Origin of the sequence: Metabacillus mesotrionivorans, assembly GCF_052171315.1 — a bacterium.
GTDB lineage: Bacteria > Bacillota > Bacilli > Bacillales > Bacillaceae > Bacillus_P.
Map to the genome: position 1 here is coordinate 49751 of NZ_JBQMFF010000005.1, position 20811 is coordinate 70561.

Genomic DNA, 20811 nt, shown 5'->3' on the forward strand with positions numbered 1-20811 from the left:
TAGATCAAAACAGAAATACTCTGTTCATCTATCCTTTATTTAATATACCTATTTTATGGATTCGTCGACCATAACCCTGCTGTTTTTACGAATACTCTGCGGTTTAGTTTTAATCCGGAAACAAGGAGTTCAGCCAGATCCTCTGGATGCATGACCCTTTCCGGATCTCCATTGATCAGGTTGGCATCATAGGCTAAATCAGTGGCTACTGTGCTTGGAGTTAGTGCTGTCACACGGATATTGTGTTTGCGTACTTCCAGCATTAAGGATTCAGTCAACCCTAATACTGCGAATTTTGACGCGCTGTAGGCGCTGGTGACAGGTGCTCCTTTTTGACCGGCAGAGGATGAGATATTCACGATATCGCCTGTTTTTCTTTCGATCATTTCAGGGAGAACAGCACGTGTGACATTGTAGACGCCCATTACATTTACACGTATTATTTTTTCCCATTCTTCGGGTGATAACTCTAGAAAACCGCCGAATTGAGCAATTCCTGCATTGTTGATGAGAATGTCGATGGATCCAAGTTCGGATTTTATGTGCTCGACAGCCTGTGTGACGGATTCGAGGTCAGCAACGTCACCAGATGCGATTGAAACCTTGATATCGTATTCCTGTAATTCGGTTTTCACTTTTTCAAGGTTGTCCGGGTTCAGTCCCAGCAGCCCAAGGTTTACGCCTTCTTTAGCCAAAGCGATGGCAGTTGATCTCCCGATGCCTCTTCCTGCTCCTGTAATTAATGCTGCTTTTCCTTTTATTGAAGCCATAACGATTCACTCCCAGTAAAGAAAATAAGGCAGAGACAAAAAGTTATCTCTGCTTAAGAGGTTATCATATCTATTCCAAATTGGCATGTTTGCTGTACATTTTATCGGTATCCAATCCTTTTTTCTCTATATACCGCAAGATCAACGTATTATAAAAAAATAAGGAAGCACGAGAACCGTCCCGTTGCTTCCCGGCCAATCTTCTTTTGGTATGACTCATAATGACGTTCAACAAGAAGCTCGTTCGGCACATCCGATATGAATTCAGTCTTTGTTGCTTCGTATATGATCAAATCAGTGCCACCTCTTTGGGGTTATATGGAATATATTGTAGCATTTTATTTGAGATGACAGGGAACTGGTTTTAAAGGAACTAGCCATCCTCCAATAGGAGAATGGCTGATTTCATTACGATACCTCCTGCTTAGGAACTCCCTCTTCCTCAACAGTTCCCATCCTCGCTAAGATATTAGCCAAAATAGAACCTGAAATATTATGCCAGACACTAAAGATCGCGCTTGGTACAGCTGCCAGCGGGGAGAAGTGAGCGGTTGCAAGCTGAGCACCTAATCCGGAGTTTTGCATGCCCACTTCAATGGAAGTGGTTTTGACTTTGGACAGATCCATTCGCAGAAGTTTAGCGAAGGCGAATCCGAGTAGATAGCCAAGTACATTATGCAGCACCACGACACCGAAGATCGCCAGTCCGGTCTGTGCAATCTGTTCCTGACTGTTGGATACGACAGCTGCTACGATGGCTATAATAGCCACAGCTGAGACCAGGGGCAATACTTTTACGCTCGCTTGGGCCTGTCTGTTGAAGAATCGTTTCACTAGCAGTCCCAAAGCTATTGGGATGATGACGACATTCACGATCGAGATAAATAGGGAGACGGGGCTGACTTCAATCCATTCGCTCGCGAACAATAGAATGAGTGCAGGTGTCACGATCGGTGCGAGTACTGTTGTTATTGCTGTAGCCGTTACTGATAAGGGAACATCACCTTTAGCCAGGAAGGTCATGACGTTAGAGGACGTTCCGCCAGGACAGCAGCCTACAAGAATCACACCCACAGCTACTTCTGGAGGCAATTGCAGCCCTTTTGCCAAAACAAAAGCAAGCAGCGGCATGATTAAGAACTGTGCCACTACAACTGCCATAACCTCAAATGGCCGTTTTACCACGCCTTTAAAATCGCTTGCTGACAAAGTCAAACCCATACCAAACATAATGATTCCGAGTAGCGGGTTAATAAACGGAACAATCCACGTGAATCCTGCCGGCAGTATAAAAGCTACGACCGCAAACAAAATGACCCAATAAGCAAAGGTACTTGATACAAACTGACTAAACCTTTCTAACGTTTTCATTCCCCACATCCTCATTCACTGTTTGTGAGATTGTATAACACCTTTTAAAAAATTTCAATATTTCGTTTTTTTAGAAAAGTAAATAGTAAAAAAACGTTCTACTGCAAGGGCAGTCTGTGATCTATTAAATAATTTATCAATTCATCTCGTAATATGTCGAAAAAGTAGTCCTTTTTAACTATAATTCTGGTAAGATGAATGAGATTTGTATAAATGAACCAAAGGTAAGGGGATAAAATTTTGAATATCATATTTGAGTTTTTGAAAAAGAGATGGACGTACGTATTAACTGCAATAATTGCGCTGGCTGTTGGATCATTGATTGGTCCATCCCAAGAACAATTGAATACTGCTGGTGCGAAAATAACCGGTTTGGAAGAACAGCTTGTTGAAAAAACTGCAGCAGAGAAAGACTTGGAAAAGGAGATTGAAAGCCTGGAGCAACAGGTAGATGAAGCAGCACCGTGGTTTAAAGAACAAGAAGAAGCAAAAGCCAAAGCAGAGGCTGAAGCAGAAGCAAAAGCTGAGGTAGAAGCGAAAGCCAAAGCAGAAGCAGCGGAACAAGAGGCGAAACTACAAGCTGAGGCTGAGTCTAAAGAGGAAGATGAGCTTATGGATGCACTGGAGATACCAGGGGGAGAAATAAAAGAAGATGGAATAAAAGAAATTGTCGATAACCACTTGGGTGGCGAATTTTCTTTTGAAAATGGAGAGATAAAGGCAATAGCTGACTTATCAGGATATGATATAGGCTCTCCAGAAGATGTGGCAGTATCCAGTTATGCTAAATTATCGGATGAGCTCTTATTCTATACCGGCTGGGAAACCCTCACCGTTACTTTTCTAAATGTGGGCACCATTAGCATGAATCGCAGTGAGAAGGAAACAAATGAATATGGGGATTACTTTCCAACAATGGAGATAGAGGAAAGGCTCAATTACTAGGGGATTGGTTTAAAAAGGATTGGAAATGGATGAAGATAGTTTGCATAAAAAGGACCTGAATTTAAAGGTCTTTTTTTGGGGGGAATTTACGGAAGGTCAAGGGCGGTTCTCGTGCTTTTTCTTTAATTGGACACATGGAAAAGAACCGTCCTGTTGCTTCGTATGGTATAAATTTAAACAGAGTATAGACGGATAATTGCAAGGAACAACTTGTCAGCTTGGCAAGTATATGCAGGGAATCAAGTAAAAAGAAGTACCAAAGAACACTCAATGTTCATGGTACTTCTTTTAAATTTATAATCCCTCAACCAGTTCGCAGCTCTTCACTTACTATTTGCTTCTGATCCAAACGATAGCTTAGGAACGTCAACAGACTTGCGGCGACGGCAACAATTCCGCCTACCCACGTTACATTCATCAGCTCTCCCTGATGGTAAACGATTCCGCCCAGTGCGGAGCCGAATGCGATGCCGACGTTGCTTGCGACAGGCATAAGGGAGGCGGCGAGGCCTGTTGCTTTTGGCTGGTAGATGCCGGCAAGGTCGATCAGGTAAAGCTGGGTGGATGTGGTTAACAGGATAGCCATCAGGGACATGAGGCCGATGTTAATCAGACCGAGCGTAAACTGATTGGTTGTCCAATATAGACTGATCAGGACGATGGCCTGGATGAGAAAGACAAATCGGAGTCGTCCGATGGCGTTGCGGCCCGCGATTTTGCCGGCTAGTATGTTGCTGAAAATCGAGATGAATCCGTAGCCGAACAGGATCAGGCTGATGGAGCCGCCTGGCGCTTCCATCTGTTTCAGGATTGGGACAAGATACGTAAAGACGGCATACGTTGCTCCAAATCCGAGAGACGGGATGAAAAAGGCCATCAGGATTCTCGGGTGCGTCAATAATGAGAATTGATCGCGCATGGAACTTCGGGCTTGCTTCTGCAGATCAGGCAAGACGAAGAAAGCGGCTAAAAAGGCAATTCCCCCGAGAAGCGTCGTCAGCATAAACGTTGCATTCCAGTTGAACCAGCCGGCGACCAGCGTGCCCAGTGGAACCCCAACTACGTTCGCAAGCGTAAAGCCCCCGAATACAAAAGAGATGGCAAGGCTGCGTTTTGCAGCCGGCATCGTTTCACTGGCAACCATCATGGCAAGCGAGATCAAGACCCCTGTGACAATGGCCGTCAGCATGCGGAGACCAAGGAGCAGGAAATAGCTTGACGACAGGATGCACAGCGCATTCAGCATGATGAATGCCCCGATTAAAAACAGCATCCATTTGCGCTTTTGGAAATGGCTTGTCGCTGACATCACGATTGGTGTGGCTATGGCAAACGTGATCGCAAAGGCGGATACAAGGGTGCCTGCCTGTGAATTAGTTATTCCAAGACTCGATGAAATGTCGGTCAGGATCCCGACGATGACAAATTCGCTTGTGCCAAGGACAAATGTTAAGAGTGAAAGTGTTAAAATAAGCAGCCAGTGCCGCTTAGTCAATTCTGTAGTGTTCATAATGACCTTCCTTCTTAGGTGAACTTGCACAGTATGAAACAATTTAACTATGATACCATAGATGCGCTTTTTGAACGGACAAAAACGCCTGGTAATGATAGGCTGGTTGCACAATACCTGGGCGGAGTGATCATCAGACCGTCTTCCCCTCTTAAAAATAAACAAAAGCCTTCCTTCCCCACTCGATAACAATGCGGGAAAGAAGGCTGTTTTTTCATGATAGATTTATTTGACTGTCGGGAAACCGAATCCTGAAGCTATGTCATCCCCTTGAGCGGCATGCAGGCCGCCAAGTATATCCTTGGCTTTCGCCCTGTTTTGCAGTTCCTTTCTGACATCCGCGTTCGACAGGGATGGATTTTCTGCCCAGATCTTTGCTGCAAGCCCAGACACATGAGGAGTCGCCATTGATGTGCCGCTGATGGTATTATACGTTCCGTCTTTCCAAGTAGATAAGATATCTTTACCGGGAGCAGACACTTCTACGTCACGTTCACCGATCACATAGTCTCCGTCCGTTGCCGGATTTCCTCTTGAAGAAAAATCTGCGATGCGGTACGATCCGTTTTCGAAGGTGTTCTCAAGTGCAGCCACTCCAACCGCATCCGGATGACCGCCTGGATATCCGATCGTGTTATGATCGGGGCCCGTGTTTCCGGCAGTTGCCACGACCAGAGTGCCGTTCTTATTTGCATAGGATATAGCCTCAGCTATCAATTCGTCCTTACCCTCAGAACCAAGAGACATGGAAATGATCGTTTTTACGCCAAGGCGCTTTCCTTCATCGGCTGCATGACGGATGGCAGCAGCGATGTCGTCGGAGAAGCCTGTTCCGGTATTACCCAGTACTTTGTATGCCCAGAGCTTGGCTTCCGGAGCTACCCCGTAAATCCCTGTCCCGCTGTCTCCTCCATCGGCCAGAACGCTTCCTGATACATGGGTTCCATGACCGTTCAGATCATAACAGCTGCCATCTTTTAACGGCAGAAGGAGACCTGTGAAATCTTTGCATTGCTCTGAGCGGTTCTTTAAATCCTGATGATTGGTTTTTACACCTGTATCTAAAACGGCTACACGAATGTTTTCACCGCCGCTTGTTGCCTTGATGGCAGGGTCCTCATACATTGCTTCAATTCCCCATGGAGTTTGGTCCTCAGGAGTAACGGTTTGATTCGACCCTCCGAGAATGTTAACCTTCACTTTAGAAACTTTTTGAACGGAAAGATTTTTATTGTTTTGAAGGGCTTCAAACTGGCTTTGGTTAACACTTGTTGAAAACGAATGATCACCTAAGTTCCATCTGGAACCGTACTTGTTTTTCGCTTGCTGTATAAAATCACTTTTCTCAGATTGGATATAGACTCTGAACGTTTCCTGTCCTTTGTCTGCATCCTGTGCATTTGCGTCTGCCTGCACTCCTAGTGAAGGGGTCAATAAAGCGATACCTAGCAGGAGTGAACCTAACCATGTTGATCTTCTCTTCATTTTCGTCATCCTTCCCTGAAAAGTTCCTATTTTTTTACACAACCAAAACCTAACAAAAATAGTCCAAGCTGTACATAGGCAGATCTTCACGGGGTGGAATGGACTAGAACGTACCAATCATCAATGGCATACAAAAAAAGCGGACATATCAGTATGTACGCTTTTTGTCTTATAGGATAAAAGATCTTAATAAGTCACCACTGGTTTATCTTCTAACATGGGAGTAATAATCGCACCGTTAATGGTAAGGAAGGTGGTTCCGCCTGTGTTCGATTTTCCCATGCAGCTGTTCTGATAGGCTGATGGATTGGATTTCTTCGAATAAACGCCTTCGTAAGCTGCCATGGCCGGCGGGGTGATCGTACCGTCTACACATACTTTCGTGAGGGAATCACGGTTTTTGAAGGAGAACCCTTTAAGGTCCGCATCACCGGTTATGTAGATGCTTGAATTGACGGGTTTCATGATTTGATCATCCAATTTGGCGTTCCCGACAATCACGATTTGTGAATGTATAAACCCATTGGGATTTAACTTCCCGAGGGTGGCAGGATTGCTGCTGTCCTTACTGTAAATGACCAGTGTGGAACGGGACACTGCATGAGACAGATGCTGAAAATTGGCACTGTTGTTGAAAACAATAAACGAATTGGAGATTCCATTTATTTTTGGGAAACTTGCAGGAGGCAAATCTGTCATGCAGGTTGCTTCTAGATAATTTGTTTTAGAATTTATGGTGCACTGTCTCAAGTTTTTGCCGGGAATGCTGTCCAAAATGCTTTTGTACAGGGGTGCAGATGTTGGCGCAGTGGAAATGCTTATGCTGCCGGCGTTAACGGAATAGGAAAAGGAATACACTGCTTTTAATGTTTTTTCGAGCTTTTGGGTGTGGTAGCCCTCACTCGTAAAATGGATCTCGAAACACTGTGAATCTCTTGGAACATTCGATTTGCAAGTAGCAAGCGGTATAATTCCACTGGAGTCAATTTTAATCCTGAAGGCGTTTTTTGAATCGACTGTTATCTCCGGAAGAACCCCGTCTGCCGAGTACAGGGAAGGATCAGCTTTATAAAGGCTGTTTAACTTAGTTGGAAACTGAGTTTTAAAGCTTTGAATCAGCTGGTCTTTGGTTGCTGCAGCAGGAAACAGGCTGTTCATGAGCGTGTTCTGTGCAGCTGAATCAAGCAGATGCTGGCTTAGAAACTCCTTGAGCTGAGTCTCATAATAGACGACCCCCATTTCGGCGATATCCGTCTGCTTGACATCGAATTCCGATTTGCTGACCTGCTTCATGTTATTGATGGAAGCGGCCATGACGGCCAGACCTAAAATAGAAAACATCGTCATGATCAATAATACAGCTACAAGGGTCATCCCCCGTTCATTCTTTAGATTCGGCACGTGTATTCCCTCCTATAGCCTGGAAATAATGGTTTTTATCCTGTAGGTCTGGTTCGGCTTCTTTTTGCTGGTAATGATGATGTGTATGTAGAATGGCTTTGATGTCTGAATCATAGCTGAAGCAGGAAGAGGAATATCGCTTCCTCCTTGGTAATTGTAAAGGGAATATACATAGTTCTCATTGGATAGTTCTGCGGTTCGGATAACCTTGCCTGACGCGTCTTTTCCTATGAGTTTTATGGTATTTGCAGCCGGGTTTTGGTCAGCGACAAGCTCGTACGATGCGAAAGACTCATGGGATTTGGTGATGGTTGTTAAAAATAGATTCATTTCCTGCTGGATGGATACTTGCTCTTCCGATTTTTTCGAGTAGTTGATCCCGTTTAATAAAACGCTTGATACGAGTGTGCCGACAATCGAAAGAATGACCAGTACGGCAAGCAGTTCAATGAGGGTAAATCCGTCATTTTTTTGGAGGTGTGTGCGCATCCTGTTCCCTCGCTTTTAGTTTTCGAAGTACGTATAGGTTTCTGATACTACCTTTTGATTTTTTTTTACCTGGACGTGCAGCTTTGATAGGGACAGATCTACGTTGGGGTCACTTGTTGTATCCACTTTGACGACCACCGTGAAGGTTTGGTTCGTCGTGGTTAATGTCAGAAGTCCACTGTTATCCTGAATGTCCTGCGTCAATTGCAAATCGGGGTAGCTGGCTTTTGAAATGGTCGTCGCGGCTGAAGTTCTTGAGTAGGCAATGAGGTTCTTCAATGCAAGGTTTTTGTCCGGATCTTCTTTAAAATCCTTCTGTACTTCCCTCGCAATATTGGCAGCATTCATCTTATCTGCTGAAACCCCGTTATACTGAGCCGAGTTAATAAAAAAATACATAAAGCTCAGCAAAATAATCGATAAAATGGCAATGGAACTGATCAGTTCAATCAAGGTAACTCCCTTTTCGCTTTTCATGAATTTACACATGCAATCACCCGCTGGTGTCATTTTTGGGTATAAATTACTAATTTTATAACTTCTATCTCTCATTATACATTATTTTCTAAAGGAGAGTTTCATATAAAGGACAAAAACGGACAAAAATTTCCACTTTATAGATAAAAAGACCTGACCCTCAGCACGTTAACGCACTGAGGGTCAGGTCCCTGTTTTTATATAGCCGTCCCGGCTTCAGACAGCACTCTCTTTTCCCCATCGAGCTCCGGATGCACCTTCTTTACAACGCTCGGTCTTGCCAGGGTGACAACCACTCCGAGCAGGATGGCTGCCGAGGCAAGCAGGATGTACTGGCCCGGTACGGCGTCGTACAGGAATCCGAATAGAATCATTCCGAGCGGCATAAGGGCCATGGCCATTGTTTCAATAAGGGAAAAGACGCGTCCCTTATAGTCATCATCGATCATTTTCTGCATCATGACTTGAATAGGTGTGTTGATGATGATGATCATGGCGCCGAAACTGAACATCAGAATCATGTAAAAGGTGAAGATGGACCAGTAGGACAAATCAATCATGAGCGGCAGCGCAGTGGCTCCGAGAATGAATCCGATGGCGAGTATGCCGCGTTTTGAAACGAGAAACGGGTACTTGACTTCTTTTCGGACTGAGAAGTAGATTGATAGGACAAGCATGCCGGCGGCAAAGGCTCCCTGCGTGAATCCGAAATGCTGGGACGCAAGGTTCAGTTTTTCAATCAGGACGTAGGAGTAGCCTACCTCAAAAGAACCGAACAGGAAATTCACGATGAGGCAGAGCCAGATCATGGTCATGAGCACCTGCTTTGTTTTCAAATAGCTTACGCCTGCTTTCATGCTCTGCCACATGGATTCTTTGGTCTTTCCTTCGGTTTTGCGCTTTGCAAAAAGGGTGAAATTCATGGTGGATTCAAGAAGTACGGCTATGATGGAAGCGGCGATGTAGATCATCAGAAAGGTCTCCATTGAAACGGCTCCATATAACAATCCGCCGGCTGCCGGGCTGCCGATTGCGGCGAAGGACATGGCCATCTGGTTGAGTGACATGGCCCGCTGGATGCGTGCTTCGTCGACTAAGCCGGTGATGGAGGATGTGAACGTGACGGAAGAAAAGGTGGATGCGATGGCAAGGATGCTTGTTGTGATGTAGATGGCGGTCAATGAAAGTCCGTGTGTCAGGCTGACGTAAAGAAGTCCGCTGATGGCAAGGGTGGTCGAGATCTGTGCGAGGATGACGATTTTTTTCCGTGAGTATTTGTCTGCGACGTAGCCTGCAAAGGGTGAAATCAGCGTCCGAGGCAGAATGTTGCAGAGCAGGTTTGCGGCAAAGCTTGTGGCCGATCCCGTGACCTGCAGGATGTGAAAGCTGATCGCAAAGGCATACACCTGTGCGCCGAACGTTGAGATGAGCTTGCTGATGGTAAAGGTGAACAAATGGTAGGTTGCCATTTTCAATTTTCTTATTTCATCCATTTAAAATCCTCCAAGCGTCAAAAGTTTAATTTAATTAAACAAATTATAACGCATCCTGCTCTTCCATTTCAAGGAAAAGTTTAATAAAATTAAACTAATTAGAAAAATTGGGGTGTTAACCATGATTGGCGAACGAATACGAAAGCTGAGGAAGCAGAAAAAACTGACACTTGCGGAGCTTGCGGGATCCGAACTTACAAAAGGGATGCTCAGCCTGATCGAGAACAATAAAGCGAATCCGTCCATGGAAAGCCTGGCCTATATTGCGAAGCGGCTTGAGGTGGATGTGTCCCAGCTTGTGAATGAAGTGAATGTGGTTGAGCTGAGAGAAGTGCTTGATGAGGCAGAGAGAATATACAGCGCGAACAAGGAAGATCCGGCTGATAAATATGAAAAGCTCATCCAGCTGATTGAACCGCATGTCCATAAGCTGCAGCAGGGGTATGAAGCGGCAAGGCTGCTGGAACTGTACGGCCGCAGCATGTACAGCGAGAAAAAAGAGTGGAAGGAACCAATTGACAAAGCGACCGCGCTTTATGAACAGATGAACCTGACACAAAAGAGGGCAAGCACGGGTCTTTTCCGGAGCATCGTCCACTTTATCGGGCACCATTACGAAAAGGCGCTGAAGGTGCTGCTTTTTGAGCGGAAAGAAATCGAAAAAAGGTTTGCCTATATCGACCCGATCACAAGGCTTGATCTCGATTATCATGAAGCCATCATGCACTTTGCAGTCGGAGATACCATGTCTGCAAAACGCGTGATGAATGAGGCGATCGCCTTTTCAAAAGAAAATAAAATGTATTACCTGATTGATGATCTGTACCGGATGGCAGCTGCTTCTGCCCTGATGGCTGAGGATACAGAGCTGTATACCTACTACATCATGAAATTGAAGCAGTATGCTGAATTCTCGGAGGATGAAGGTTCCTTTCTCAGCTATCAGCTGTTTCATATTGAATCTTTTATTTTGGTCAAACATGATTACCGGGCGGCGCTTGATCTGATCAATCCGCACTTGGAGAAAGCAGAAACAGGCCTGAAATTCAAAGAATGGTTCTTCCTCCAAAAAGGGAAAGCCCTGCATGGTCTTCAGGAATATGAAGAAGCCATCCGCTATTTGGATTTGGCGGAAGTTCCGCCTTATCATCACCACCCGTTTGATTTGTCCCAATTTTACTTGAGGGATACATACAAAGCCATGTGCTACGAAAAGCTGGGGGATTCAGAAAAAGCTTTGGTGGCTGCAAGGACAGCTGTGGAGCGGTTTGAGGGAATGCCGGATTCGCCGTATAAGGAGTTTAGCAGGAGGACCTTTGAGGAGCTTGGGGGAGAGGAAGGAATTTAGAATACCTGCACGTAAAGAGAAACCACTGACTAATTGCCATTTCGTTTATCCCTTTACACTTCACCCAGCCAAAAAAGGTTGGTTTTACTCTAATTAATAGTATAATTATGGTAAGAGGTGAGCGGATTAATGAAGAAAAACTATACCGTCATGTTTCTTATGCTTTTTTCAGCATCCATTACGGGCGGAGTAGCAGCAAAGGGTTTGTTTGATTATTCAACGATAGCTGGATGGGGGCTGGGAATACTATTCCTTTTGTGTGCAGCATATTTTGCGGATAAGAATCAAAAAACGTCAGAGTCACAGTAAAACGGCTGTGGCTTTTTTGTTTTAGAAGATCAAGTTATGGAAAGAAAGGACAAGGCTATGGATTGGAATGACAATGACAAATCAGAACGGGAAAAAACGAAGCTTTTCACCAAAATCGGGTGTTTTTTAATTGCCGTCATTTTAGGAATCCTGACCCTTGCAACAGCGGCCTGGTACGTTTTATCCCCTCAGGAAACCCGGTTGAAAGTAAGTGAATCTCCTAATCAGGTAAACTCAATCGAGGTTGTCAAAAGAGACGATTTTCCTTCCCCTTCCATTAGAATCAACTACGGTAACAAAAGCATAGTGAAAACAAAAATACCGGATGAGATTTCTGTTGAATGGAAAAGCGATTATGAAGCTGTTGTTATTCTGACAAAACGAGGCAGAGAGCCAGATATTGTTCAAGTAGTGTTTTAGGCCCTCTGTATGTTGTAGCCACTAAAAAAGGAAGAAAACCTCTGCTTAGCGGTTTCCTTCCTTTTTTTGTTCAGTCGATTCGTCATTTTAAAAGACCGTCAATACACACTGCACTCCCTCTTCACATGATGGCGTCCGATCGGCACCACAGACGGAGAGCCCGAGACAGGGTCCGGTATGACGGTGCAGTTGAGGCCGAAGATGTCTTTGATCAGTGTGCTTGTGATGACCTCAGCCGGTGCGCCTTCTGCGACAAGCCGTCCCTGCTGAAGGGCAAAGATGTGGTCGGCATAACGGGCGGACAGGTTGATGTCATGGAGGACCATGACGATGGTCGTCCCGTGCTTCCTGTTCAGGTCTGTCAGCAGGTCAAGAATTTCAATTTGATAGGTGATATCCAGATAGGTTGTCGGTTCGTCGAGAAACAGGATGTCCGTTTGCTGTGCGAGAGCCATGGCTATCCAGACACGCTGTCTTTGGCCACCTGAAAGCTCGTCGATGCTGCGGTCGGCAAATTCGGTGATGTTCATGATTTCCATGGCTTCGGCGACGGCTTCATAGTCCTTTTTTGTCCAGCCTTTCAGAAACGTCTGATGAGGGTACCTTCCGCGTCCGACCAGGTCAGCAACAGTTATCCCCTCAGGGACGATTGGGGACTGGGGCAATAGCCCGAGCACTCTTGCAAGCTGTTTTGGCGGGATCTTGCTGATGGGTTTTCCGTTAAGAGTGACTTGCCCGGAAACGGGTTTAATGAGCCTTGCCATCGTTTTGAGCAGGGTGGATTTTCCGCAGCCGTTCGCTCCGATCATGATGCTGATTTTATTGCTTGGAATCGAGAGGCTGACATCATGAAGGATAAGGTTGTTCTCGTATCCAGCCGAGATTTGTTCAGATTTAAAGGTAAGTGCCGGTTTCATTATAAATCTCCTTTCCGGTTCATTCGGATCAGCAGGTAAATTAAGTACGGCGCTCCAAGGATACCGGTGATGACGCCGACTGGGTACCTGGCAGTAAAGGCAAACTGTCCAACAAGGTCAGATGCGAGCACCAGGATGATGCCTGTAAGACCTGCCGGAATAATCGGTGAAAATCCGGCACCTGTCAGTCTTTTTGCGATCGGTCCGGAAAGGAATGCGACAAACGCGATCGGTCCTGTTGCAGCGGTAGCAAGCGCAATGATCAGGACAGAGCTGATGATCAGGGCAAGTCTTGTTTTATCCGTGTCCACGCCTAGTGATGACGCAGCCTCCTCCCCGAATTCAAGCATGTCCAGACGCTTTCCGAGTCCTACAAGGACGGGAGTGAACACCAAAACAGCGATAATCAGAGGATAGAGGGTCTCCATCTTTGCACCGTTGAGACTTCCGCTCAGCCATCTCATTGCAGCAGGAAGGTCGTTCTCCCGGCCGATCAGAAGCAGATAGGAAATCACAGCGTCAAGCATGGCCTGAATGCCGATGCCGATTAAGATCAGCCTGCCGATTGAAAAAGAGGAGCCTTTTGATAACAGGAAAATAACGAGCACTGCTGCAAGGCCGCCAAAGATAGAAGCAATGCTGACAACGGTATTGCTTGCATGGAGGACAACGATGCAAAAAACGGCGGCTGCACTTGAACCCGCGGTGATCCCGATGACATTCGGGTTCGCTAAAGGATTTCGCAGCATGGTCTGGAAGACTGCTCCTGCAGCGCCGAAAGCAAAACCGGCAAACAAGCCTGCAATCATCCTCGGGAACCGGAGTGTGCCTACTGTAAATGTGGCTCCTTGTACTTTTTCCCCCAGCAGGACACGTATGATATCCTGAACGGGATAAATCGTATTCCCGAGCATGAGCATGGCGCAGCAAAGGGCAAGCGCAATGACTGCCAGAAGGGAAGTCACGAGGATGAACCGGAGCCGTCTCTTTTTTCTGCCTGTCATAATAAGGTTGATCGTATCGTTCATCATAAGGCACGCATTTTCGCTTTCATAGTTAGTAGAATTAAGATGGGAGCCCCGATAAAGGCTGTCACGACGCCGACTTCGAGCTCGCCGGGTCTTCCGGCAAGCCTTCCGCACACATCAGATATCGTTAAAATAATGGCCCCTGAAAGAGCGGACATCGGAATGACATACCGCAAATCAGGACCGATGACGAGCCGTATGACGTGAGTGGAAAGTAAACCGATAAAGCCGATCGGACCTGCAAGAGCTGTTGCTGCACCGCACAGCAGAACGCCTCCAAAAGCAGCAAACAGCCTGAGCGTGCCTGTCCGCACGCCCAAACCTGACGCAGCTTCATCACCTAAAGCAAGTGCATTAAGTGCAGGAGCCGACAAAACTGCAATAAGCACTCCGGCGAGAAGAAAGGGAATAAAGAGAGAAATCGAGTCCCAGTTTCCTGCCCCGACGCTCCCTACCTGCCAATAACGGAATTGATCCATGACGCTTGAACGGGGAATCATGATGGCCATCACAAGCGATGATAAGGCTGCACTTGTGGCCGCACCCGCTAAAACGAGTTTAAGGGGCGTGGCTCCGCCACTCCCCATTGAACCGATTCCGAATACAAAAATGGCCGTTATGATTGCCCCCGCAAGTGCAAGCCAGATATAGTGGCCTGCCGTACTGATATTTAAAAAGGTAATGCCGCAGACGACAAAGAGTGCCGCCCCTGTGTTTACTCCCAATATGCTCGGATCTGCAATCGGATTGCGCGTGACAGACTGCATGAGGGCTCCTGAGATGCCAAGGGCCGCGCCGCACATGAGGCTGAATACCGTCCGTGCGATTCTCTGGCGGACAACATTTGCTCCGTGGGACTGTACGTCAGGATGGAACAGACCGTCCATGAGTTCCTTCCATCCAACCGTACGGGACCCGAACATAAGAGAAGCCGCTGTGCATAAGCCGAGCAAAATGAGGGAAAAAATCAAAACCTTTATGAAATGTCTGGGTACCATCAGCTGCTTCTTTTCTGTAACGGACTGGTTCATCATGTTACTTTACTTTGCCTGCAGCTTCTGAAAGTAATGTTAAGTATTCATCGATGGAATATTCAATTGCAAGCGGGTTTGGATTGCCGGCCGCAGCGAGCGGAGTGTTGTCTCCGATGATGACAACAGATCCATTTTGAACCGCAGGAATTTTTCCAAGGATCGGGTCTTCCTGTAAGGCTTTTAACGTATTTTCATTTCCATATGAAACAAGGATTTCAGCACCGTTCAGCATATCCGCATTCTCTGCACTTAATTCAAGATAGAAACCGTCTTCATCCTTAAGCTGGCTCGTAATGCTTTCAGGGTATTCCATCCCAAGCTCGCTCAGGAACTCTCCGCGCGGATCAGCTGGAGTGTATATGTAAAACTTGGAGAGATCATCAGCTGAAATGCTGACGAATGCCGCTTTCTTCCCTTTAAGTTCAGGGTGATCGCCTGCTTTTTCCTGGATGAGTTTTTCTGTATCGGCAATCAGCTTTTTGCCTTCCTCTTCCATTCCCATACCCATTGCATTATAGGTGACCTGTTCGCGCCATGAAGCAACCCAAGGGGCTGACTTATAAGCTACAACCGGTGCGATTTCACTTAATGTATCGTATTCTTCCTGCGTGATGCCTGAGTAGGCTGCCAAAATCACATCCGGCTGTGAGTCAGAGATCGCTTCAAAGTCTAATCCGTCTGTATCCTGGTAGATGTTCGGATTGTCTTCTCCAAGTTCTTTCACCTTTTCTTTCGTCCATGGCAGCATTCCGCTGTCATCCTGAATGCCGTAGTTTGCTGCTGAAAAACCTACCGGCACCACACCTAAAGCAAGTGCAACATCATGGTTTGCCCATGAAATGGTTGCAACGCGTTCCGGCTTCTCTTCAATGACCGTTTCACCGAATGCATGCTTGATCGTGATTGGGTATTGTGTATCTTCCCCTTTTGAATCAGCTTTCTTTTCAGAAGATTTTTCCGATGTGCCTGATTGCTCACTTGAGCAGCCTGCAAGCGCAATCATAAGTACAGCTATAATAGAAAGAGCCAGTGTTAAAAATTTGCGTCTTGTATTCATTTGTCGTTCCTTCCTTAGTACCAGTTTATTTGATAATAATTATCATTATCATTAATTTATCCTCAATATGACGGGTTGTCAATGAAAATAATTATCAATTAGAATGTGGGATATTCTCCCTGTGATTGCAGGACTGTTGACAAGGAAGGCAGCACCCCCTACAATTAAGCATTATTCAGAAATACTTAAATTTTAATAGAGCAGGCTATGATGGCTGTGGATCACACTACAGCCGGAGCAGCTTCTGGAGAGACCGCTTTAGCGGCGCCGAAGGGTTCACAATCTCAGGCAAAAGGACAGAAGAGTATAGATTTAGAGTTTGGTGTACCCGTTTTTCGGGCGGCAAATGCTATTTTGGTATTCTTCAAAAAGAGATTGGGAGTCTTCCCGTCTCTTTTTTTATTGGGTTTTTTACATCTAAGAAGGAGGAATTCACAAATGGCACAGCAGGAGTTGAAACGAGATTTGGCGAACCGCCATGTGCAGCTGATTGCAATAGGCGGAACGATTGGAACGGGGTTGTTTTTAGGGTCGGGCAAGGCTATTCAGCTTGCGGGACCGTCCATTATTTTCGCTTATTTGATTGTCGGGATTGCACTGTTTTTCATGATGAGGGCGCTTGGGGAGCTCCTGCTGTCAAAGGCGGGGTATGAGTCGTTTACGGATATTGCGGAGGATTATCTTGGGCCGCGGGCGGCATTTGTAACAGGGTGGACGTACTGGTTCTGCTGGATCATGACGGCGATGGCCGATGTCATTGCGGTTGGTGTGTACGTGCAGTATTGGTATGACATTCCGCAGTGGGCTCCTGCAATTGTGTGCCTTCTGCTGCTGCTTGGGCTCAATCTGCTGACGGTGAAGCTTTTTGGGGAACTCGAGTTTTGGTTTGCACTGATCAAGGTAGTGACGATTCTGGGATTGATCGTCATTGGGGTAATCTTGATTGTGATGGGGTTCAAGACAGATGCGGGAACTGTTTCGGTAAGCAATCTGTGGGAGCACGGCGGCCTGTTTCCAAACGGCATGACCGGATTCCTGCTATCGTTCCAGATGGTTGTGTTTGCGTTTGTAGGTGTGGAACTGGTTGGTGTGTCTGCTGCGGAAACGTCCAATCCGAGAAAAAACATTCCCTCTGCCATCAACAAAATCCCGTTCCGGATCTTGTTTTTCTATGTCGGTGCGCTGGTTGTTCTTTTAAGCATCAATCCATGGACGGAGCTGAACGCTTCTGAGAGTCCGTTCGTGAAAACGTTCAGCCTGATCGGCATTCCGCTTGCAGCAGGAATCATTAATTTTGTTGTCCTGACGTCTGCAGCATCTGCCTGCAACAGCGGCCTGTTTTCGACAAGCCGGATCTTGTTTACTTTGAGCAAACGCGGCCAGGCGCCGTCCTCCATGAGGAAGCTGACAAAACAGCATGTTCCCGGCAACGCGCTGTGGCTGTCGGCTGCCGTTGTGTCAGCGGGTGCGCTTCTAAGCAAGCTGATTCCCGAGCAGGCATTCAGCATTGTGACGACAATCAGCGCCATCTGTTTTATCTGGGTGTGGAGCGTCATTCTGATCTGTCACATTAAATACCGGAGAACCCGAGGGGACCTGCATGCGAAATCCGTATTCAAGGCTCCGTTTGCGCCGTTCATCAACTATGCCGTGCTGGTGCTGTTCGGGCTGATTCTGATTGTGATGCTTGTAGCGGATGAGACGCGTCCGGCGCTGATGCTGACGCCTGTGTGGTTTATCTTGCTTTATGTGCTGTATTCATCGAGAAAAAGGTCCCTGACCTGATAAAAAGAGGCTGCAAGACAATTGTCATGCAGCCTCTTTTCCGTTTAGATGGAGGTGGTTGTAGTTCCGGCTTTCATCAGCCGCTGTTTTGCCGAGGCGCGGCTTGCTTCAACAGGAATAACGTTGAGTGCTTTTCCTAAGCCGTAAGGAGGCATGTTTCCATAGATCGATTCGTAGTTTCCGGCTTTTACTTCATAGGTTTCATGGTATATGCCGACTGAAGGATTGCTGCCGACTTTCTGATTGAAGTTTTTCCATGCCGTCATGTGCTTTTCGCTTCTTGCATAAGCGAGCAGATCCTCTGTTGAGCGCCAATATTGAATCATGACCGTTGTTCTCAGCCCGAAATAGCTTTCCATCGACAGGAAGCCTAATTCATTCTTGTTCATATAAAGCTCTCTGATCATTCCCGGCATGGCAAAAAAGACCGGAAGCCACTTGTGCAGGGCGAGCCGCTTGTTAACCCTCATTCCAATCAGAAAAACAACGATGTTCTCGTGGTTGTCTGTCGTGTACCTCCCTGCACTCACCTTTTGAGCCATTCTTATTCCTCCTCTTTCATCAGCTGTTCAATAGTAAACATGCACCATTCAATCGCAGCCTTTGTCATTCGTTTTCCGTAATCCAGTGTGAAGAGCCAAAAGACGGCATCTTCTGCGTGATCTTTATGGGCCGTAATGCTTTCTTCGATGCTTGTATATGTAAGGTACCGGGCTTCCAGGTTTGTCTTATAATCCTGTAAAACCGTTACCGTGTTTTCTTTGGACTGATGCCGGCCGAAAAACAATTTGAGCAGAATTTCATTGCGCTCTGCAGGAATTTGTTTGATCGGTTCCTCAAGCCAGTTCTTAAGTGTTTCTCTCCCTTTTGCCGTGAGATGATATTCCTTTCGCTCCGGTTTCGACGGCTGAGAGGAGATCGTGACGGTTGCCAGCTCCTCTTCGACGATGGTTTTAAGGGTCGGATAGATTTGCCCGTAGCTGATTTTCCAGAAGTGGGTCAGACTCCTGTCAATCAGCTGCTTTATATCATAGCCGGTTCTGCAGTCTGTCGTTAAAATACCAAGAATGGCATAGGTTGTATCGCTGTAGGTTTTCAATTCTGTTCACCCTATCTAAAAGATATATATCATTTAGATACAGTATACATGAATTTTCAGAATAAACAATATATGTAAATCTCGGTTTCCCGGTGCGGGTGTCCGAATAAGTCTTTTTTGCCGGAAAAAATCATACAATAATTGGGGAAATCCACATCCGCTGAGAACTTATCCTTTTTAACCGACCGGAAATGGTTTATAATTATCAGATAATAGTAAAATTTAATCTATTCATAATAGACTGTGATAAACTGATATTCAGAAGACTTGTGTATGTTCAAAGGTGGCTGCCTGCATGTTTATGCGGGAGCCTGCTCGTTTTTGCAAATTTAGGGGATAAGGATGGGTAGTATGAGCAGCTTAAAGAACAAAACAGACGTAGTTCTAATTGGTGCCGGGGTCATGAGTGCAACGCTTGGAGCGATGCTGAAAGAGGTAGCGCCAGAATGGAACATTAAAGTATTTGAAAAACTCGGAAGTCCGGGTGAAGAGAGCTCAAATGAGTGGAACAATGCAGGTACGGGTCATGCTGCACTGTGCGAGCTTAACTATACAACGGAAAAAGCGGACGGATCGATTGATATCGGCAAGGCTGTGAAGGTAAATGAGCAGTTCCAGCTTTCAAGACAGTTCTGGTCCTACTTGGTCAAACGGAATCTGATCCGAAGTCCTGAGGATTTTATCATGCCGATTCCACACATGAGCTTTGTAGAAGGGGAAAAAAATGTCGCGTTTCTGAAGAAAAGATTGGAAGCGTTATCAGACAACCCTCTGTTTCACGGGATGGAATTTTCAAGCGACCATGAAAAGCTGAAGGAATGGATTCCGCTTATGATGGAAGGCCGTACATCGTCCGAGCCGATTGCAGCGACGAAAATTGACTCCGGTACGGATGTAAACTTCGGGGCTTTAACACGTATGCTCTTTGATCATTTGGAGAGAAAAAATGTGGAGGTCCACTACAAGCACAGCGTGGAGGACTTAAAGCGCACGCGTGACGGTTCATGGGAACTGAAAGTGAAGAACGGTTTCGGACAGGTTGAGCGCCACCGGGCGAAATTCGTCTTTATCGGAGGCGGAGGCGGCAGTTTGCATCTGCTGCAGAAAACAGGTATTCCGGAGTCGAAGCAAATTGGCGGTTTCCCTGTCAGCGGACTGTTCCTCGTCTGCAAAAATCCGGATGTTATCGCAAAGCATCATGCGAAGGTTTACGGAAAGGCAAAGGTCGGCGCTCCGCCGATGTCGGTTCCGCATCTTGACACACGGTACATCGACGGGAAAAAATCCCTGCTTTTCGGACCGTTTGCGGGTTTTTCGCCGAAGTTCTTAAAAACGGGTTCAAACCTTGACCTGATAAGCTCCGTCAAGCCGAACAACCTGATGACGATGCTTGCTGCAGGCGTGAAAGAAATGGCACTGACCAAGTATTTGATTCAGCAGGTCATGCTGTCGCATGAAAAACGCATGGATGAACTGCGCGAATTCATTCCGAACGCCAAAAACGAAGAATGGGATATCGTCGTTGCAGGCCAGCGCGTTCAAGTCATCAAAGATACAGATGCCGGCAAAGGAACGCTTCAGTTCGGTACAGAAGTGGTCAGTGCTGCAGACGGTTCTGTCGCTGCCCTTCTTGGAGCATCTCCTGGCGCTTCAACGGCTGTTCATGTCATGCTCGAGGTCTTTGAAAAATGCTTCCCGCAGTATATGACAGCATGGGAGCCGAAGCTGAAGGAAATGATTCCTTCCTACGGCCTGTCCCTCTCGGATCATCCTGAGATTTTCCGCAAAATGGAGGAATCGACCGGACAGACGCTTGGTCTTGTGAAAAAAAAAGAACTCGTTTATAGCTAGGACCCCAAAAACAAGGGGATTT

21 protein-coding genes, 1 pseudogene and 1 riboswitch are annotated in these 20811 nt (G+C 46.3%); of the genes and pseudogenes, 6 read left to right on the forward strand and 16 right to left on the reverse strand.

Translation table 11 applies throughout. The features are described from left to right. Positions 1 to 53 precede the first annotated feature (53 nt). The 4 genes and pseudogenes from ACTSEZ_RS14495 to ACTSEZ_RS14510 form a co-directional block, all read right to left on the reverse strand. Complete coding sequence (locus tag ACTSEZ_RS14495) at positions 54 to 770, reverse strand: 3-ketoacyl-ACP reductase (RefSeq protein WP_029282993.1); 717 nt, start codon at positions 768 to 770, stop codon at positions 54 to 56. Between the two features lie 70 nt (positions 771 to 840). Beyond that, positions 841 to 933 (reverse strand): annotated as a pseudogene (locus ACTSEZ_RS14500) (6-phospho-3-hexuloisomerase); the annotation flags it as partial. Next, complete coding sequence (locus ACTSEZ_RS14505) at positions 920 to 1063, reverse strand: hypothetical protein (protein ID WP_369735145.1); 144 nt, start codon at positions 1061 to 1063, stop codon at positions 920 to 922. The gene ACTSEZ_RS14505 and the pseudogene ACTSEZ_RS14500, both read right to left, overlap by 14 nt. 115 nt (positions 1064 to 1178) lie before the next feature. Further along, positions 1179 to 2141: a bile acid:sodium symporter family protein gene (locus tag ACTSEZ_RS14510; protein WP_369734886.1), complete on the reverse strand. Its 963-nt coding sequence runs from the start codon at positions 2139 to 2141 to the stop codon at positions 1179 to 1181. A gap of 240 nt (positions 2142 to 2381) precedes the next feature. Between ACTSEZ_RS14510 and ACTSEZ_RS14515 the strand changes: the two genes are divergently transcribed. Further along, positions 2382 to 3086, forward strand: coding sequence for a hypothetical protein (locus ACTSEZ_RS14515; RefSeq protein WP_369734887.1), 705 nt, complete (start codon positions 2382 to 2384; stop codon positions 3084 to 3086). Positions 3087 to 3390: 304 nt separating this feature from the next. Here the strand turns inward: ACTSEZ_RS14515 and ACTSEZ_RS14520 are convergent, their stop codons facing one another. The 6 genes from ACTSEZ_RS14520 to ACTSEZ_RS14545 form a co-directional block, all read right to left on the reverse strand. After that, positions 3391 to 4596, reverse strand: a complete 1206-nt coding sequence (locus tag ACTSEZ_RS14520) for an MFS transporter (RefSeq protein ID WP_369734889.1) — start codon at positions 4594 to 4596, stop codon at positions 3391 to 3393. Between the two features lie 225 nt (positions 4597 to 4821). Further along, on the reverse strand, positions 4822 to 6081 hold the full coding sequence (locus ACTSEZ_RS14525; protein ID WP_369734890.1) for a S8 family peptidase: 1260 nt from the start codon (positions 6079 to 6081) through the stop codon (positions 4822 to 4824). A gap of 186 nt (positions 6082 to 6267) precedes the next feature. Continuing rightward, complete coding sequence (locus ACTSEZ_RS14530; RefSeq protein WP_369734891.1) at positions 6268 to 7482, reverse strand: type II secretion system protein; 1215 nt, start codon at positions 7480 to 7482, stop codon at positions 6268 to 6270. A 12-nt stretch (positions 7483 to 7494) separates the two neighbouring features. Then, on the reverse strand, positions 7495 to 7971 hold the full coding sequence (locus ACTSEZ_RS14535; protein ID WP_369734893.1) for a PulJ/GspJ family protein: 477 nt from the start codon (positions 7969 to 7971) through the stop codon (positions 7495 to 7497). A gap of 15 nt (positions 7972 to 7986) precedes the next feature. Beyond that, positions 7987 to 8448 (reverse strand): prepilin-type N-terminal cleavage/methylation domain-containing protein, encoded by a 462-nt coding sequence (locus tag ACTSEZ_RS14540; RefSeq protein ID WP_369734895.1) that lies wholly within the window; start codon positions 8446 to 8448, stop codon positions 7987 to 7989. Between the two features lie 197 nt (positions 8449 to 8645). Then, the gene (locus ACTSEZ_RS14545) at positions 8646 to 9941 is read right to left on the reverse strand and encodes an MFS transporter (protein WP_369734896.1); all 1296 of its coding nucleotides are present in this window, start codon (positions 9939 to 9941) and stop codon (positions 8646 to 8648) included. Positions 9942 to 10062: 121 nt separating this feature from the next. Between ACTSEZ_RS14545 and ACTSEZ_RS14550 the strand changes: the two genes are divergently transcribed. The 3 genes from ACTSEZ_RS14550 to ACTSEZ_RS14560 all read left to right on the forward strand — a co-directional run bounded on the left by ACTSEZ_RS14550 (position 10063) and on the right by ACTSEZ_RS14560 (position 12018). Beyond that, complete coding sequence (locus ACTSEZ_RS14550; protein ID WP_369734898.1) at positions 10063 to 11289, forward strand: helix-turn-helix domain-containing protein; 1227 nt, start codon at positions 10063 to 10065, stop codon at positions 11287 to 11289. A gap of 129 nt (positions 11290 to 11418) precedes the next feature. After that, positions 11419 to 11598, forward strand: a complete 180-nt coding sequence (locus ACTSEZ_RS14555) for a hypothetical protein (protein WP_369734900.1) — start codon at positions 11419 to 11421, stop codon at positions 11596 to 11598. A 36-nt stretch (positions 11599 to 11634) separates the two neighbouring features. Beyond that, positions 11635 to 12018 (forward strand): hypothetical protein, encoded by a 384-nt coding sequence (locus ACTSEZ_RS14560; protein WP_369734901.1) that lies wholly within the window; start codon positions 11635 to 11637, stop codon positions 12016 to 12018. 98 nt (positions 12019 to 12116) lie between these two features. On the opposite strand, the gene ACTSEZ_RS14565 is transcribed toward ACTSEZ_RS14560, so the two are convergent. The 4 genes from ACTSEZ_RS14565 to ACTSEZ_RS14580 are packed head-to-tail and all read right to left on the reverse strand — an operon-like array spanning position 12117 to position 16054. Beyond that, positions 12117 to 12935, reverse strand: a complete 819-nt coding sequence (locus tag ACTSEZ_RS14565) for an ABC transporter ATP-binding protein (protein ID WP_369734902.1) — start codon at positions 12933 to 12935, stop codon at positions 12117 to 12119. Next, a complete protein-coding gene (locus ACTSEZ_RS14570) occupies positions 12935 to 13966 on the reverse strand; it encodes a FecCD family ABC transporter permease (protein ID WP_369734903.1) in 1032 nt (343 codons plus the stop codon). The genes ACTSEZ_RS14565 and ACTSEZ_RS14570 overlap by 1 nt, the downstream gene beginning before the upstream one ends. Then, positions 13963 to 14997, reverse strand: coding sequence for a FecCD family ABC transporter permease (locus ACTSEZ_RS14575; RefSeq protein ID WP_369734905.1), 1035 nt, complete (start codon positions 14995 to 14997; stop codon positions 13963 to 13965). Before ACTSEZ_RS14575 ends, ACTSEZ_RS14570 begins: the two co-directional genes overlap by 4 nt. 1 nt (position 14998) lies before the next feature. Beyond that, on the reverse strand, positions 14999 to 16054 hold the full coding sequence (locus tag ACTSEZ_RS14580) for an iron-siderophore ABC transporter substrate-binding protein (protein WP_369734906.1): 1056 nt from the start codon (positions 16052 to 16054) through the stop codon (positions 14999 to 15001). Positions 16055 to 16288: 234 nt separating this feature from the next. Further along, positions 16289 to 16364: riboswitch (glycine riboswitch) on the forward strand. A gap of 128 nt (positions 16365 to 16492) precedes the next feature. Between ACTSEZ_RS14580 and ACTSEZ_RS14585 the strand changes: the two genes are divergently transcribed. Beyond that, positions 16493 to 17839 (forward strand): amino acid permease, encoded by a 1347-nt coding sequence (locus ACTSEZ_RS14585; protein ID WP_369734908.1) that lies wholly within the window; start codon positions 16493 to 16495, stop codon positions 17837 to 17839. 44 nt (positions 17840 to 17883) lie between these two features. Here the strand turns inward: ACTSEZ_RS14585 and ACTSEZ_RS14590 are convergent, their stop codons facing one another. Together ACTSEZ_RS14590 and ACTSEZ_RS14595 are read right to left on the reverse strand one after the other, a co-directional pair. After that, the gene (locus ACTSEZ_RS14590) at positions 17884 to 18381 is read right to left on the reverse strand and encodes a DUF4188 domain-containing protein (protein WP_369734909.1); all 498 of its coding nucleotides are present in this window, start codon (positions 18379 to 18381) and stop codon (positions 17884 to 17886) included. 2 nt (positions 18382 to 18383) lie between these two features. Next, positions 18384 to 18938, reverse strand: a complete 555-nt coding sequence (locus tag ACTSEZ_RS14595) for a PadR family transcriptional regulator (protein WP_369734911.1) — start codon at positions 18936 to 18938, stop codon at positions 18384 to 18386. Positions 18939 to 19289: 351 nt separating this feature from the next. On the opposite strand from ACTSEZ_RS14595, the gene ACTSEZ_RS14600 reads away from it, so the two are divergent. Beyond that, complete coding sequence (locus ACTSEZ_RS14600) at positions 19290 to 20789, forward strand: malate:quinone oxidoreductase (protein ID WP_369734913.1); 1500 nt, start codon at positions 19290 to 19292, stop codon at positions 20787 to 20789. Positions 20790 to 20811: the final 22 nt, after the last annotated feature.

Bases quoted from the DNA above. Each gene is read 5' to 3' on its own strand.
- ACTSEZ_RS14525 (WP_369734890.1), bottom strand. From the start codon at position 6,081: ATGAAGAGAAGATCAACATGGTTAGGTTCACTCCTGCTAGGTATCGCT.
- ACTSEZ_RS14540 (WP_369734895.1), bottom strand. From the start codon at position 8,448: ATGAAAAGCGAAAAGGGAGTTACCTTGATTGAACTGATCAGTTCCATT.
- ACTSEZ_RS14565 (WP_369734902.1), bottom strand. From the start codon at position 12,935: ATGAAACCGGCACTTACCTTTAAATCTGAACAAATCTCGGCTGGATAC.
- ACTSEZ_RS14550 (WP_369734898.1), top strand. From the start codon at position 10,063: ATGATTGGCGAACGAATACGAAAGCTGAGGAAGCAGAAAAAACTGACA.
- ACTSEZ_RS14600 (WP_369734913.1), top strand. From the start codon at position 19,290: ATGAGCAGCTTAAAGAACAAAACAGACGTAGTTCTAATTGGTGCCGGG.
- ACTSEZ_RS14575 (WP_369734905.1), bottom strand. From the start codon at position 14,997: ATGATGAACCAGTCCGTTACAGAAAAGAAGCAGCTGATGGTACCCAGA.
- ACTSEZ_RS14520 (WP_369734889.1), bottom strand. From the start codon at position 4,596: ATGAACACTACAGAATTGACTAAGCGGCACTGGCTGCTTATTTTAACA.
- ACTSEZ_RS14535 (WP_369734893.1), bottom strand. From the start codon at position 7,971: ATGCGCACACACCTCCAAAAAAATGACGGATTTACCCTCATTGAACTG.
- ACTSEZ_RS14495 (WP_029282993.1), bottom strand. From the start codon at position 770: ATGGCTTCAATAAAAGGAAAAGCAGCATTAATTACAGGAGCAGGAAGA.
- ACTSEZ_RS14585 (WP_369734908.1), top strand. From the start codon at position 16,493: ATGGCACAGCAGGAGTTGAAACGAGATTTGGCGAACCGCCATGTGCAG.
- ACTSEZ_RS14545 (WP_369734896.1), bottom strand. From the start codon at position 9,941: ATGGATGAAATAAGAAAATTGAAAATGGCAACCTACCATTTGTTCACC.
- ACTSEZ_RS14580 (WP_369734906.1), bottom strand. From the start codon at position 16,054: ATGAATACAAGACGCAAATTTTTAACACTGGCTCTTTCTATTATAGCT.
- ACTSEZ_RS14570 (WP_369734903.1), bottom strand. From the start codon at position 13,966: ATGATGAACGATACGATCAACCTTATTATGACAGGCAGAAAAAAGAGA.
- ACTSEZ_RS14510 (WP_369734886.1), bottom strand. From the start codon at position 2,141: ATGAAAACGTTAGAAAGGTTTAGTCAGTTTGTATCAAGTACCTTTGCT.
- ACTSEZ_RS14590 (WP_369734909.1), bottom strand. From the start codon at position 18,381: ATGGCTCAAAAGGTGAGTGCAGGGAGGTACACGACAGACAACCACGAG.
- ACTSEZ_RS14555 (WP_369734900.1), top strand. From the start codon at position 11,419: ATGAAGAAAAACTATACCGTCATGTTTCTTATGCTTTTTTCAGCATCC.
- ACTSEZ_RS14560 (WP_369734901.1), top strand. From the start codon at position 11,635: ATGGAAAGAAAGGACAAGGCTATGGATTGGAATGACAATGACAAATCA.